Source organism: Streptomyces sp. NRRL F-5630, from assembly GCF_000719475.1.
Classification (GTDB): domain Bacteria; phylum Actinomycetota; class Actinomycetes; order Streptomycetales; family Streptomycetaceae; genus Streptomyces.
Genome location: NZ_JOGO01000042.1, coordinates 19331 through 33039 on the forward strand (window position 1 = coordinate 19331; position 13709 = coordinate 33039).

13 protein-coding genes and 1 pseudogene are annotated in these 13709 nt (G+C 72.4%); 11 read left to right on the forward strand and 3 right to left on the reverse strand.

Annotated features, from left to right (window positions below; all coding sequences use genetic code 11):
* The first annotated feature begins 72 nt into the window (after positions 1 to 72).
* Positions 73 to 369, forward strand: coding sequence for a DUF4193 domain-containing protein (locus IF99_RS0119560; protein ID WP_007821276.1), 297 nt, complete (start codon positions 73 to 75; stop codon positions 367 to 369).
* Positions 370 to 382: 13 nt separating this feature from the next.
* Positions 383 to 1342, forward strand: a complete 960-nt coding sequence (locus tag IF99_RS0119565) for a hypothetical protein (protein ID WP_030997876.1) — start codon at positions 383 to 385, stop codon at positions 1340 to 1342.
* Positions 1343 to 1435: 93 nt separating this feature from the next.
* Here the strand turns inward: IF99_RS0119565 and IF99_RS0119570 are convergent, their stop codons facing one another.
* On the reverse strand, positions 1436 to 1894 hold the full coding sequence (locus tag IF99_RS0119570; protein ID WP_030997877.1) for a DUF3093 domain-containing protein: 459 nt from the start codon (positions 1892 to 1894) through the stop codon (positions 1436 to 1438).
* 123 nt (positions 1895 to 2017) lie between these two features.
* Here IF99_RS0119570 and dut point away from each other — a divergent pair, with 123 nt between their 5' ends.
* The 8 genes and pseudogenes from dut to IF99_RS0119615 all read left to right on the forward strand — a co-directional run bounded on the left by dut (position 2018) and on the right by IF99_RS0119615 (position 9843).
* A complete protein-coding gene (gene dut, locus IF99_RS0119575; RefSeq protein ID WP_030997878.1) occupies positions 2018 to 2533 on the forward strand; it encodes a dUTP diphosphatase in 516 nt (171 codons plus the stop codon).
* Between the two features lies 1 nt (position 2534).
* On the forward strand, positions 2535 to 3302 hold the full coding sequence (locus IF99_RS0119580) for a DUF3710 domain-containing protein (protein ID WP_030997879.1): 768 nt from the start codon (positions 2535 to 2537) through the stop codon (positions 3300 to 3302).
* Between the two features lie 207 nt (positions 3303 to 3509).
* Positions 3510 to 4193, forward strand: coding sequence for a TetR/AcrR family transcriptional regulator (locus IF99_RS0119585; protein WP_030997880.1), 684 nt, complete (start codon positions 3510 to 3512; stop codon positions 4191 to 4193).
* Positions 4190 to 4957: pseudogene (locus IF99_RS32640) on the forward strand (SDR family NAD(P)-dependent oxidoreductase); the annotation flags it as partial. The gene IF99_RS0119585 and the pseudogene IF99_RS32640, both read left to right, overlap by 4 nt.
* 152 nt (positions 4958 to 5109) lie before the next feature.
* Complete coding sequence (locus tag IF99_RS0119600; protein WP_234340764.1) at positions 5110 to 7911, forward strand: sensor histidine kinase; 2802 nt, start codon at positions 5110 to 5112, stop codon at positions 7909 to 7911.
* Positions 7908 to 8588 (forward strand): response regulator, encoded by a 681-nt coding sequence (locus tag IF99_RS0119605; RefSeq protein ID WP_030997884.1) that lies wholly within the window; start codon positions 7908 to 7910, stop codon positions 8586 to 8588. The genes IF99_RS0119600 and IF99_RS0119605 overlap by 4 nt, the downstream gene beginning before the upstream one ends.
* 82 nt (positions 8589 to 8670) lie before the next feature.
* On the forward strand, positions 8671 to 9090 hold the full coding sequence (locus tag IF99_RS0119610; RefSeq protein ID WP_199806523.1) for an OB-fold nucleic acid binding domain-containing protein: 420 nt from the start codon (positions 8671 to 8673) through the stop codon (positions 9088 to 9090).
* A gap of 3 nt (positions 9091 to 9093) precedes the next feature.
* Entirely contained in the window at positions 9094 to 9843 is a 750-nt protein-coding gene (locus IF99_RS0119615) for a DUF3159 domain-containing protein (protein WP_030997887.1), read from the forward strand.
* A 174-nt stretch (positions 9844 to 10017) separates the two neighbouring features.
* Here the strand turns inward: IF99_RS0119615 and IF99_RS0119620 are convergent, their stop codons facing one another.
* Positions 10018 to 10698, reverse strand: coding sequence for a potassium channel family protein (locus IF99_RS0119620; RefSeq protein ID WP_030997888.1), 681 nt, complete (start codon positions 10696 to 10698; stop codon positions 10018 to 10020).
* Entirely contained in the window at positions 10698 to 11366 is a 669-nt protein-coding gene (locus IF99_RS0119625; RefSeq protein ID WP_030997889.1) for a potassium channel family protein, read from the reverse strand. The genes IF99_RS0119620 and IF99_RS0119625 overlap by 1 nt, the downstream gene beginning before the upstream one ends.
* Positions 11367 to 11627: 261 nt before the next feature.
* Between IF99_RS0119625 and IF99_RS0119630 the strand changes: the two genes are divergently transcribed.
* Positions 11628 to 13700 (forward strand): APC family permease, encoded by a 2073-nt coding sequence (locus IF99_RS0119630; protein WP_030997890.1) that lies wholly within the window; start codon positions 11628 to 11630, stop codon positions 13698 to 13700.
* Positions 13701 to 13709: the final 9 nt, after the last annotated feature.

The following is a 13709-nucleotide window of genomic DNA, read 5'->3' on the forward strand; positions in this document are numbered from 1 at the left end:
CGGGCACAAGTCCGGCCTCTCACGCGTTACGAGCGCTGAGACACCGCACAGAACCCAGAGGGGGAGAGCGACATGGCCACGGATTACGACACCCCACGCAAGACCGACGACGACCTCAACGAGGACAGCCTCGAAGAGCTCAAGGCCCGGCGCAACGACAAGACCACCTCGACCGTCGACGTCGACGAGTTCGAGGAGGCGGCCGGGATGGAGCTGCCGGGGGCCGACCTCTCCAACGAGGAGCTGGCGGTCCGCGTCCTGCCCAAGCAGCAGGACGAGTTCACCTGCATGAGCTGCTTCCTGGTGCACCACAGGAGCCAGCTCGCGCGGGAGAAGAACGGGCAGCCGATCTGCCGCGACTGCGACTGAGGGCGGGGCGGCCGTGACTGGCTCGACCCCTCCCTGGAAACGGCGGCGCACCGCGTCGTCGGACGGCCCGGGGCGGCGTGCACGCGCGAACGAGCGAGGCCAGGAGGCCTCGCTCGACGAGCGGGACGCGCAGGACGCCGCCGCAGCCCTTCTCCCGGCTCAGCAGCCCCCCACGGGGGCCGAGGAGCCGGGCACCGCCCTTGAGCGGGACACGACTGCCGCAGGGGGCGAGAAGCCCCCGCGCGGCGGCAGGCTCACGAACCTGCGCTCCGGCGTGGGGCAGGGGCTCCGGCGCGGGCGTGAGGCGACCCGCGCGGCGGTCGGCTTCCTCGCCGACCGCATCATCGAGACCGCGCCCCGCGTGCCGGTGCGCGATCTCGCCACTCTTCGCCGCCAGTTCCCGGGCCTCGGCCCGGAGGAACTGGCCGACAAACTCGTCAACGGCGCGGCCCGCTCGGCCTCCACCGTCGGCGCGTCGATCGGCGCCGCGGCGATGATGCCGGTGCCGCCCGCGCTTCCGGCCGAACTCGCCGCCGAGATCACCGCCGTCGCCGCGATCGAGCTCAAGCTCGTCGCCGAACTCCACGAGGTCTACGGGCACCGCCCGCCCGGCACTCGCGGGCAGCGCAGCGCCGCCTATCTCACCGCCTGGACCCAGGAACGCGGCCTCGACCTGAGCAAACCGCTCTCGCTCACCGCGGGCGGGCTCAGCGGACAGGCGGCACGCGAGCTGCGGCAGCAGATCATGAAGCGGACGATCCGCAACCTGCCGAACCTCGTACCGTTCCTCATCGGCGCCGCCGTGGGCGCGTACATGAACAGCAGGGACACGAGGAAGCTCGCCGAGCACGTCCGCGCCGACCTGCGGAAGCGGGCGATCCCGTGGGACCGTCTGGAGGGGCTGCCCGCGCTGGAGCCGCCGGAGGAGCCCTACCCGGGCTTGCCGGGCCCCCGCGGGGACGCCGGCTCCTGAGGGCCAGAGGTAGCCCGAAGTCTGGTCAAGCCCTGGGGGCCCAGGAAGTCGGTGAAGCCCCGGGGCTCGGAACGTACTGAAGCCCCCGGGAGTTCAGGCCGCCGGGCTCGTCTCCCGTGCCGCCTCGATCGCGTCGAGCAGCCGCTGCGGCTCGCGCGTGGAGAGGTAGAGGTACGGGGTGGGGTCGGCCGGGTCGGTGACAGGGACCCGTACCGCCGTCGGGATGTAGGCACGCAGCAGCATGAACGCCCGCGGGTCCGCCTTGTGCAGCCGCCACTCGCGCGCCGCCTCGGGGTCCAGGATCTCGCCCCGCCCGAGCGCGCTCACCGGGAGCTTCGCCCCCTCGGCGACGAGCGAGCCGCCCACGACGCGGATGCGGACGGAGCCGTACGCACTCGTGATCACCGCCGACACGGCGGCGCCCGCGACGAGCGCGCCGAGCAGGGGCAGGGTGCCGAACGGCAGCGCCACGAGGGCGCAGACGATCCCGACCAGGACACAGAGCGCCCACCACGAACGGGGAGCCGTCAGACGTTCTTCGTAAGGCTGCATGAATCCAAGCTTGGCACGGCGTCCTGTGCCCTCTCGCGGCGCGGGTAGGGTCGGGCGCCGGACACCGCACGTGCGCGCGCTGTACCCGTCCGTGCCGCCGGACAGAAGTCACCGGAGTGAACAGTGAACCCTGAGCCCCTGACCGTGCCGCTGCGGCGGCTCGACCCCGAAGTGCCGCTCCCCGCCTACGGGCACCCCGGTGACGCGGGCGCCGACCTCGTCACCACCGAGGCCGCCGTCCTCGCCCCGGGCGAGCGCGCGGTCCTGCCGACCGGGATCGCGCTCGCGCTCCCCGAGGGGCACGCGGCCTTCGTGCACCCCCGGTCGGGGCTCGCGGCCCGGTGCGGAGTGGCGCTCGTGAATGCCCCGGGGACGGTGGATGCCGGGTACCGTGGGGAGATCAAGGTGATCGTGGTGAACCTCGATCCGCGCGAACCGGTGCGGTTCGAGCGTTTCGACCGCATCGCCCAGCTGGTGATCCAGCGCGTCGAGCGGGCCGCGTTCCGGGAGGTCGGTGAACTCCCCGGTTCGGTGCGGGCGGCGGGCGGTTTCGGGTCCACGGGCGGACATGCTGCCGTGGGCGACGGCACGGGTGGGAACGGTTACGCTTCGGTCGTATCCGACCGGGAAGGACAGTGACGTGTTCGGACGTCGCAAGAACAGCGGTGCCGCGGGAGACGCGGAGAGCGAGACCGAGCAGGTCGCGGAGACGCAGGCCGCCGATGGCGATTCCGCGTCGGGCGCCGGGCGCCGCAGCCTTCCGCCCGCTCCCCGGCCCGACGGGCCCTGGGACATCTCGGAGCTGCACGAGCCGGGTGAGGGGCGCGTCGACCTCGGCGGCCTCTTCGTGCCCGGCGTCGAGGGCATGGAGCTGCGGGTGGAGGTCGCGGGGGACGCGATCGTCGCCGCGACCGTCGTCCTCGGCGACAGCGCGGTACAGCTCCAGGCCTTCGCGGCGCCCAAGAACGAGGGCATCTGGGGCGAGGTGCGCGAGGAGATCGCGAGCGGCATCACGCGCCAGGGCGGCCTGATCGACGAGATCGAGGGCCCGCTCGGCTGGGAACTGCGCGCGCAGGTCCCGATCCAGCTCCCGGACGGCAAGAGCGGCCAGCAGGTCGTCCGCTTCGTCGGGGTCGACGGCCCGCGCTGGTTCCTGCGCGGGGTCATCTCCGGCCAGGGCGCGGTGCAGCCGCAGGCCGCCGGGGTCCTGGAGCAGATCGTGCGCGACACGGTGGTGGTACGGGGCGAGGGCCCGATGGCCCCCCGCGACCCCATCGTGCTCAAGCTCCCCGAGGACGCCCAGATGGTGCCCGAGGGCGTGCAGCAGGACCGCCAGGGCTCCGGGTCCCGCTTCGGCGGCGACATGGGCCAGCTCGCCCGGGGTCCGGAGATCACCGAGATCCGCTGAGCGAGCGCCGGGCGCCACTCGCCCCAGCACGGCCGAAGGGGCCGCACTCCCGTCAGGGGGGTGTGGCCCCTTCCGCGTACCCGCACCCGCCCCGGCAGCGAAGAGCCCGCCCGGCAGCGAAGGCCCTGACAGAGAAGAGTCCCGTGCGACATATGTCCCGCCGGGACACATGTCCCCATGGGACAGAAGAAGAGTACGGTGGACAGCATGAAGGCCGAGGAGACGCGGCGGACGCAGTCGCCCGCACCCGAGGACCGCAGGCGCCGCAAGGCACTGCGGACCAGGGAGGCGCTGGCCCGCGCGGCGGTGGAGCTGGTTCTCGAAGAGGGGCTCGACTCCGTCACCGTGGAGGCGATCGCCGAGCGCGCGGACGTCACCCGGCGCACCTTCAGCCGGTACTTCTCCGGCAAGGAGGAGGCCGCGCTGGACTTCGCGCGCGCCGACACCGAGCGCATCAACGCGGCCCTGCGCGCGCGCCCGGCCCACGAACCGCCGCTGTCCGCCTATCGCGCGGCCGTCGCCGACTGGCTCGCCGACCCCGCCTACGCCTGGCAGGACAGCCCCGGATACGCGGGGATCCTCGCGCTCGTGGACAGCGAACCCACCATGTTCGCCGCCTTCGAGCGGGTGCGCGTCACGGCCCAGGCCGAATCGGTACGCATCCTCGCGACGCGGCTGGGCGTCGACCCCGAGCGCGATCCGCGCCCGGCGGCCGTCGTCGGCGCGGCAGCGGGCGTGCTCCTCGCCGCCCTCAGGCTCTGGGCGCGCGGCGGCCACGAAACGGGCGAGGACCTGCCGGCCCTCGTCGACCGCGTCTACGCGACCTTCGTCACCGAGGCGGGCCGGGTTCCGGTCCCGCCGCAGCACAGCACGGAAAGCGACATTCCATGAGCACCACCACGAGCACCGTCGACAGCACCGAATTCGCCGGCAAGACCGCCTTCGTCACGGGCGCCGCGTCCGGCATCGGCCTCGCCACCGCCCAGCGGCTCGGCCGCGGCGGCGCCAAGGTCGTCGTCGCCGACTACAACAAGGACGGCGCCGAGGCGGCCGTCGCCGAGCTGAACAAGGAAGGTGTGGAGGCCGCCGCCGTCGCCGTCGACGTCACCGACGCCGCGTCCGTCGAGGCGGCCGTCGACTTCGCCGTGCAGACCTTCGGGAGCCTCGACCTCGCCGTCAACAACGCGGGCATCAGCGGCGAGAGCGCCCCGACCGGCGAGTACCCGGTCGACAACTGGGACCGCGTCATCGCGACCAACCTCAGCGGCGTCTTCTACGGGATGCGCTACCAGATCCCGGTCATGGCCGCCGCGGGCAAGGGCGCGATAGTCAACACCGCCTCCATCCTCGGCTCCGTCGGGTTCCCGACCGCAGTCGCCTACTCCTCCGCGAAGCACGGGGTCGTCGGCCTCACCAAGACCGCGGCCATGGAGTACGCGACGCAGGGCGTCCGCATCAACGCGGTGGGTCCCGGCTTCATCGAGACCCCGCTGCTGAAGAACATGGACGAAGCCGCCCGAGCCGGTCTCGTGGCGCTCCACCCGGCGGGCCGCCTCGGCACGGGCGAGGAGGTCGCCGAGGTCATCGCCTTCCTCCTCTCGGACCGCGCCTCCTTCGTGGTGGGCAGCTACCACCTGGTGGACGGCGGCTACACGCCCCGCTCGCCCCACGGGCTCCGTCGCACCCTGTGCTCCTCCCACCCCGGAGGGGCTGGTGCGGCGGCCCGGCGCATCAGAGTCGCGTCAAGGTCTCGCGCCCGGACCCGGCCAGGGCGACAGGGCTCCCCGCGGGCACGGACAATGCACGTATGGCCCGCGGCAAACTCCGTATCTACCTCGGCTCCGCCCCCGGCGTCGGCAAGACCTACGCCATGCTCGCGGAAGCCCACCGCCGCCTCGAACGCGGCACCGACGTCGTCGTCGGCTACGTCGAGCACCACGCCCGGCCCCGCACCGAAGTGCTGCTCACCGGGCTCGAAGAGCTTCCCCGGGCCCGTTACACGCACCGTGACGCCGAGTTCACCGAGATGGACGTCGACGCGGTCCTGCGCCGCGCCCCCGCCGTCGTGCTCGTCGACGAACTCGCCCACACCAACGTCCCCGGAGCCCGCAACGCCAAGCGCTGGCAGGACGTCGAAGAACTGCTCGCCGCCGGGATCGACGTCGTCTCGACCGTCAACATCCAGCACCTCGAATCGCTCGGCGACGTCGTCGAGTCGATCACCGGCGTCACCCAGCGCGAGACCGTGCCCGACGAGGTCGTGCGCCGCGCGGACCAGATCGAGCTGGTCGACATGTCGCCCCAGGCCCTGCGCCGCCGCCTCGCGCACGGCAACGTCTACGCCCCCGACAAGGTGGACGCGGCCCTCGCCAACTACTTCCGCCCCGGCAACCTCACCGCGCTGCGCGAGCTGGCCCTGCTGTGGACCGCCGACCGCGTCGACGAGTACCTCCAGCAGTACCGCGGCGAGCACAACATCGAGTCGACCTGGCAGGCCCGCGAACGCATCGTCGTCGGCATCACGGGCGGCCCCGAGGGACGCACCCTCATCCGCCGCGCCGCGCGCATGGCAGCGAAGGGCTCCGGCAGCGAGATCCTCGCCGTCTACATCGCCCGCAGCGACGGCCTCACCGCCGCGAGCCCCAAGGAACTGGCGGTCCAGCGCACCCTCGTCGAGGACCTCGGCGGCACCTTCCACCACGTCATAGGCGACGACGTACCCGCCGCGCTGCTCGACTTCGCGAAGGGCGTCAACGCCACGCAGATCGTCCTCGGCTCCTCGCGCCGCCGCAGCTGGCAGTACGCCCTCGGGCCCGGGGTCGGCATGACGGTCGCCCGCGAATCGGGCCCCGACCTGGACGTCCACATCGTCACGCACGAGGCCGCGGCGAAGGGCCGCGGCCTGCCCGTCGCGCGCGGCGCCCGCCTCGGCCGCTCCCGCATCCTCACCGGCTGGCTCGTCGGCGTCGGCGGCCCGGTCCTGCTCGCCCTCGTGCTGCGCTCGCTCGACGAGGGCCCCGGGCTCGCCAACGACGTCCTGCTCTTCCTCTTCCTCACCGTCGGCGCCGCCCTCCTCGGCGGCCTCGTCCCCGCCCTCGCCTCGGCCGCGGTCGGCTCGCTCCTGCTGAACTTCTGGTTCACGCCCCCGACGCACACGTTCACCATCAGTGACCCTTCGAACATCGTCGCGATCGTCATCTTCTTCGCCGTCGCCGTCGCGGTCGCGTCCGTCGTGGACCTCGCGGCCCGCCGCACCCACCAGGCGGCCCGGCTGCGCGCCGAGTCGGAGATCCTCTCCTTCCTCGCGGGGGACGTGCTGCGGGGCGAGACGACGCTCGACGCGCTCCTCGACCGCGTCCGCGAGACCTTCGCGATGCATTCCGTGGCCCTCCTGGAGCGCGAGGGCGACCGGGAGCCGTGGACCCCGGCGGGGAGCGTGGGGCCCCAACCCGCCGCGCGCCCCGAGGACGCCGACGTGGACATGCCCGTCGGCGACCACATGGCGCTCGCCCTGTCCGGGCGCGTCCTGCCCGCCGCCGACCGCCGTGTCCTCGCCGCCTTCGCCGCGCAGTCGGCCGTCGTGCTGGACCGCGAGCGCCTGCAACGCCAGGCCCGCCAGGCCCGCACGCTCGCCGAGGGCAACCGCATCCGCACCGCGCTGCTCGCCGCCGTCAGCCACGACCTGCGCACACCGCTCGCCGCGATCAAGGCGGCGGTGAGCTCGCTGCGCGCCGAGGACGTCGCGTGGTCCGAGGAGGACCGCGACGCCCTCCAGGAGGCCATCGAGAACGGCGCCGACCGCCTCGACCACCTCGTCGACAACCTCCTCGACATGTCCCGCCTCCAGACCGGCACCGTGACCCCGCTCATCCGCGAGATCGATCTCGACGAGGTCGTCCCGATGGCCCTCGGCGGCCTGCCCCCGGACGCGCTCGTGGACCTCGACGTGCCCGAGACGCTGCCGATGGTCGCCGTCGACGCGGGGCTCCTGGAGCGCGCGGTCGGCAACGTCGTCGAGAACGCCGTCAAGTACAGCCCGGCCCGTACTCCCGTCCTGGTCGCCGCGAGCACCCTCGGCGACCGCGTCGAACTCCGCGTCGTCGATCGCGGCCCCGGCGTCCCCGACGAGGCCAAGGACCGCATCTTCGAGCCCTTCCAGCGCCACGGCGACGCCCCGCGCGGCTCCGGCGTGGGCCTCGGGCTCGCCGTCGCCCGCGGCTTCACCGAGGCGCTGGGCGGCACCCTCTCCGCCGAGGACACCCCGGGCGGCGGCCTCACGATGGTCCTCACCCTGCCGGTGGCCCGCCGCCGGCCGAAGGACGACGGTCCCGGGCCGGGGGAGGGCCATGGCGGCTCCGGCCCGCCGACGGGGGACGGGGGCTCGGGTCCGCCGACGGGGGAGAGGCATGGCGCCTCCGGCCCGACGCCGGAGGACGCGGACTCCGGCCCCCTGCCGCCGGAGACCCGCCCCGGCCCCGTACCGTCCGAGGAGGCCCCGCAAGACCCGCAAGCCGCCCAGGCCCCCCAGACCGGGCCCTCCGCGACTCCCGCTTCACCCGCACCCCCCGCTTCCCCCTCCTCGCCCGACAGAAAGGCGGCTCGTTCATGACCCGCGTGCTGGTGGTGGACGACGAGCCGCAGATCGTCCGCGCGCTCGTGATCAACCTCAAGGCGCGGCACTACGAGGTGGACGCCGCCGCCGACGGCGCCGCGGCCCTCCAGCTCGCGGCCGCCCGCCACCCCGACGTCGTCGTGCTCGACCTCGGGCTCCCCGACATGGACGGGGTCGAGGTCATCCGCGGGTTGCGGGGCTGGACCCGCGTGCCGATCCTGGTGCTCTCCGCGCGGCACAGCTCCGACGAGAAGGTCGAGGCGCTCGACGCGGGCGCCGACGACTACGTCACCAAGCCCTTCGGGATGGACGAGCTGCTCGCCCGCCTCCGCGCCGCCGTGCGCCGCGCGGAGCCCGCCGGGGGAGAGGGCGAGATCGTCGTCGAGACGGAGAACTTCCACGTCGACCTCGCCGCGAAGAAGGTGCGGCGCGAGGGTCGCGACATCCGCCTCACCCCGACCGAGTGGCACCTCCTGGAGGTCCTGGTGCGCAACGCGGGACGCCTGGTGGGCCAGAAACAACTGCTCCAGGAGGTCTGGGGCCCCTCCTACGGGACCGAGACCAACTACCTCCGCGTGTACATGGCACAGTTGCGGAGGAAACTGGAGAAGGACCCCGCCCATCCCCGGCACTTCCTCACCGAGCCGGGCATGGGGTACCGGTTCGAGAAATGACTCCCCGGTTCGTGGAATGACCCCGGGGCAGAAGAGCCGACATGGGGAAACCCCTCCCCCCGTCCCCGATAGGCTGCGCATCATGAGCGGAACTCCCAGGCCGGGCAGGCCGGAGAAGGCGGAACGACCGGCAGGGCGGCTGCGCCGCATGCTGGACCGTCTCTCCACCCCGCAGGAGGAGCTGGAGTCGGAAGAGCTCCAGGAGGACGCGGAGACGACCACCGGCTGCACCCGCATCGCCGCGACCGGTGACCGGCAGCTCGTCACGGTAACTGGTACCTTGCGCACGGTCACCCTGCGGCCGCGCGCCGGCGTCCCGGCGCTGGAGGCCGAACTCTTCGACGGCACGGCCCCGCTCGACGTCGTATGGCTCGGCCGGCGCTCCATCACGGGGATAGAACCGGGGCGCAAGCTGATCGCCTCGGGCCGGGTCTGCATGAATCATGGCCGTAGGGTGCTGTTCAACCCGAAGTACGAACTCAAGCCCCTCGGACGGGAGTAACCGGTGACGTCCCTCGACAAGCCGACCAGCCACCGGAAGCAGGACGGACCGCCCGGCGCGGCATCCGAGGAAGCGGCCGACCGCGCCGTGACCGAGGCGGCGCTGCTCGAAGCCTTCGGCGGCCTGCGCGGCATGATCGAAACGGTCGTCCCCGGGCTGCTCTTCGTCACGATCTTCACGATCGACAAGGACCTGAAGGTCTCCGCCTTCTCGGCGCTCGGTGTCTCGATCGTGCTCGGGCTCGCGCGGCTCGTGCAGCGCGGCACCGTCAAGCACGCCTTCTCGGGCGTCTTCGGCGTCGGCTTCGGCGTCCTCTTCGCGATGTTCACGGGCAACGCGAAGGACTTCTACCTGCCGGGCATGGTCTACACCTTCGGCCTGGCGCTCGCGTACATCCTCACGACGCTCGCCGGGGTCCCGCTGATCGGCCTCATCCTGGGGCCGGTCTTCAAGGAGAACCTCTCCTGGCGCACCCGCAACCCCGGCCGCAAGAAGGCGTACGCGCGCTCCAGCTGGGCCTGGGGCCTCATCCTCCTCCTGAAGTGCGCGATCCTCTTCCCGCTCTACTGGTGGGGGGACACCACCTCGCTGGGCTGGGTCCTGGTCGCCCTCAAGATCCCCCCGTTCCTCCTCGCCGTCTGGCTCACGTGGATCTTCCTGGCGAAGGCCCCGCCGCCGATCGACGTCTTCGCGGAGATGGAGGCGGCCGAAGAGGCGGAACGGGCGGGCAAGTCCAGCCCCTCCGGCGACTGAGGCCGGCCCCTCCGGCGGCTGAGTCCAGCCTCTCCGGCGATCGAGCGACGGGGCCAGGGGCGGAGTTCCGGAACCCGGTGGCCGGGGTGGGCGCACCGGGCTTCCGCGGCCCGGGGCGGAGCCCCGCACCCGGGGCCCGCGGGCAGCGCCTCCCGGTCCCCCGCCCCCGCTCGGCTACTCCTCGGCGTCCACCCCACCCCGCCCGGAGAGCAGCGTTTCGAGCTGCTCCTCCCGCGACTGCGCCGCCACGAAGAGCAGTTCGTCCCCCGCCTCCAGATGGTCCTCGACGGTCGGCGCCAGCACCCGCGTCCCCCGGATGATCGTCACGAGCGAGGTGTCCTCGGGCCACCGCACCTCCCCGACCCGCGTCCCGGCCAGCTCCGACTCCGGCGGCAGGGTCAGCTCCACGAGGTTCGCGTCGCCGTGGCTGAAGCGCAGCAGCCGTACGAGATCCCCGACGCTCACCGCCTCCTCGACCAGCGCCGACATGAGGCGCGGCGTCGAGACGGCGACGTCCACGCCCCAGGACTCGTTGAAGAGCCACTCGTTCTTCGGGTTGTTGACGCGGGCGACCACACGCGGCACCGCGTACTCCGTCTTGGCGAGCAGCGAGACCACGAGGTTGACCTTGTCGTCCCCCGTCGCGGCGATCACGACGTTGCAGCGCTGGAGCGCCGCCTCGTCGAGCGAGGTGATCTCGCAGGCGTCCGCGAGCAGCCACTCCGCGCGCGGCACCCGCTCCACCGAGATCGCGGTCGGCGTCTTGTCGATGAGCAGGACCTCGTGCCCGTTCTCCAGGAGTTCCCCGGCGATCGAACGACCCACGGCCCCGGCCCCGGCGATGGCGATCCTCATCACTGACCGCCTTCCTGCGGACCCTCGGCGAAGGCCGCCTCGACCCGCGCCACGTCGTCGCTGCGCATCATCACGTGCACCAGGTCACCGTCCTGCACCACCGTCTGCGAGGTCGGCAGCATCGCCTCGCCGAGCCGCGTGAGGAACGCGACCCGCACCCCGGTCTCCTCCTGGAGCCGGCTCACCTTCTGCCCGACCCACGCCTCGGTCGCGTACACCTCGGCGAGTTCCACCGCTCCCGTGGGATCGCGCCACAGCGGCTCCGCGCCCGAGGGCAGCAGACGCCGCAGCATCTGGTCGGCCGTCCACCGCACCGTCGCGACGGTCGGGATGCCGAGCCGCTGGTAGACCTCCGCGCGGCGCGGGTCGTAGATACGGGCCGCGACGTGCTCGATGCCGAACATCTCCCGGGCGACGCGCGCTGCGATGATGTTGGAGTTGTCGCCGCTGCTGACGGCGGCGAAGGCGCCCGCCTCCTCGATGCCCGCTTCGCGAAGGGTGTCCTGGTCGAAGCCGATGCCGGTCACCCGCCGCCCGCCGAACCCTGAGCCGAGACGGCGGAAGGCGGTGGGGTCGCGGTCGACGACGGCGACCGTGTGCCCCTGCTGCTCCAAGGTCTGCGCGAGAGCGGAACCCACTCTCCCGCAGCCCATAATGACGATGTGCACGACCGTCCTTCCGGCTGAATCGACTCGGGCGGCCCTCGCGGGCCGGTCCGGGGAGCCTTCCCGTCGTGCGGACGGACCGGCCCGCGATTTCCGGACAAGGGGCCAAGCTACACACGTCCCGCGTCCGGTACATATCCGCCCGCCCCTCGCACCCGTGTCGCGTCAAGGCCGCGTCAAAGTTCGCGCGTAAGCGTTAGGACTTCGCAAGGACGGGGGGTGGGAGGTGGGTGCGCGCCTGTTCGAGCCCTTAGGATCGCCGCCGTGTCCAAATTGACCGACGTGCCCAAACGGCTCCTCATCGGGCGCGCACTGCGCAGTGACAGGCTCGGCGAGACCCTGCTGCCCAAGCGCATCGCTCTCCCCGTCTTCGCCTCCGACCCGCTCTCCTCCGTGGCGTACGCGCCGGGCGAGGTGCTGCTGGTGCTCTCGGTGGCGGGTGTGTCGGCCTACCACTTCAGCCCCTGGATCGCGGCGGCCGTGGTCCTCCTCATGTTCACGGTGGTCGCCTCGTACCGCCAGAACGTCCACGCGTACCCGAGTGGTGGCGGCGACTACGAGGTCGCCACGACGAACCTCGGCCCTCGCGCCGGGCTCACCGTCGCGAGCGCCCTGCTCGTCGACTACGTGATGACCGTCGCCGTCTCCGTCTCCTCCGGCGTCGAGAACCTGGGCTCCGCGATCCCCTTCGTCGTCGAGCACAAGGTGCTGTGCGCGCTCGTCGTCGTGTTCCTCCTCACTGTCATGAACCTGCGAGGTGTGCGGGAGTCCGGCAAACTCTTCGCGATCCCGACGTACGTCTTCGTCGGCGGCGTCTTCCTCATGATCGTCTGGGGTGTCGTCCGTGCCGTCCTCATGGGCCACGACCTGAGCGCGCCGACCGCCGACTACACGGTCAAGGCCGAACACCAGGGCATCGCGGGCTTCGCCCTCGTCTTCCTCCTCCTGCGCGCCTTCTCCTCCGGTTGCGCCGCGCTCACCGGGGTCGAGGCGATCAGCAACGGCGTTCCCGCCTTCCGCAAGCCGAAGAGCAAGAACGCCGCCGCGACCCTCGCCCTCATGGGCCTGCTCGCGGTCACGATGTTCTGCGGGATCATCGGGCTCGCGATGGCCTCGCACGTGCGGATGGCGGAGAACCCGCCCGTCAACCTCCTGCACCACGGCGTCCCCGTGGGCAGCGACTTCGTGCAGGACCCGGTCATCACGCAGGTCGCCTCGGCCGTCTTCGGCAACGGCACCTTCTTCTTCGTCGTGCTCGCCGCGGCGACCGCGCTCGTCCTCTTCCTCGCCGCGAACACCGCGTACAACGGCTTCCCGCTGCTCGGCTCGATCCTCGCCCAGGACCGCTACCTGCCCCGCCAGCTCCACACCCGCGGCGACCGGCTCGCCTTCTCCAACGGCATCGTGCTCCTCGCCGGTGCCGCCGCCCTCCTCCTCGCGGTCTACGGCGCCGACTCCACGCGCCTCATCCAGCTCTACATCGTCGGCGTCTTCGTCTCCTTCACGCTCAGCCAGACCGGCATGGTGCGGCACTGGAACCGCCTGCTGGCCACCGAGCGCGACGAGAACGCGCGCCGCCGGATGCACCGCTCGCGCGCCATCAACGCCTTCGGCGCCTGCCTCACCGGCATCGTCCTCGTCGTCGTGCTCATCACGAAGTTCACGCACGGCGCCTGGGTCGCGGTCCTCGGCATGGTCATCTTCTACGGGGTGATGACGGCCATCCGCAGGCACTACGACCGCGTCAGCGAGGAGATCGCGCTGCCCCCGCCGGGCACCGAGGACACCGAGGACATCCTGCGCCCCTCCCGCGTGCACAGCCTCGTCCTCGTCTCCCGCCTGGGCCGCCCCACGCTACGAGCCCTGTCCTACGCCCGCCTCATGCGCGCCGACTCCATCGAGGCCCTCACGGTCGGCGTCGACCCGGCCGAGACGAAGGCCCTGCGCGCCGAGTGGGAGCAGCGCGGCATCGAGGTCCCCCTCAAGATCCTCGACTCCCCGTACCGCGAGGTCACCCGCCCCGTCATCGAGTACGTGAAGCGGCTGCGCAAGGAGAACCCGCGCGACGTCGTGAGCGTGATCATCCCCGAGTACGTCGTCGGCCACTGGTACGAGCACCTGCTCCACAACCAGAGCGCGCTGCGCCTCAAGGGCCGCCTGCTCTTCAGCCCCGGGGTCATGGTCACCTCGGTCCCGTACCAGCTCGAATCCTCCGAGGCCGCCAAGCGCCGCGTCCGGCGCCGCCAGGACTGGTCCGCGCCCGGCGCCGTGCGCCGCGGCCCGGTCGAGCGCAGGACGAAGGAGCCCGCGGGCACGGGTGGCAGGCCGAAGGACTGAGAGCGCCCG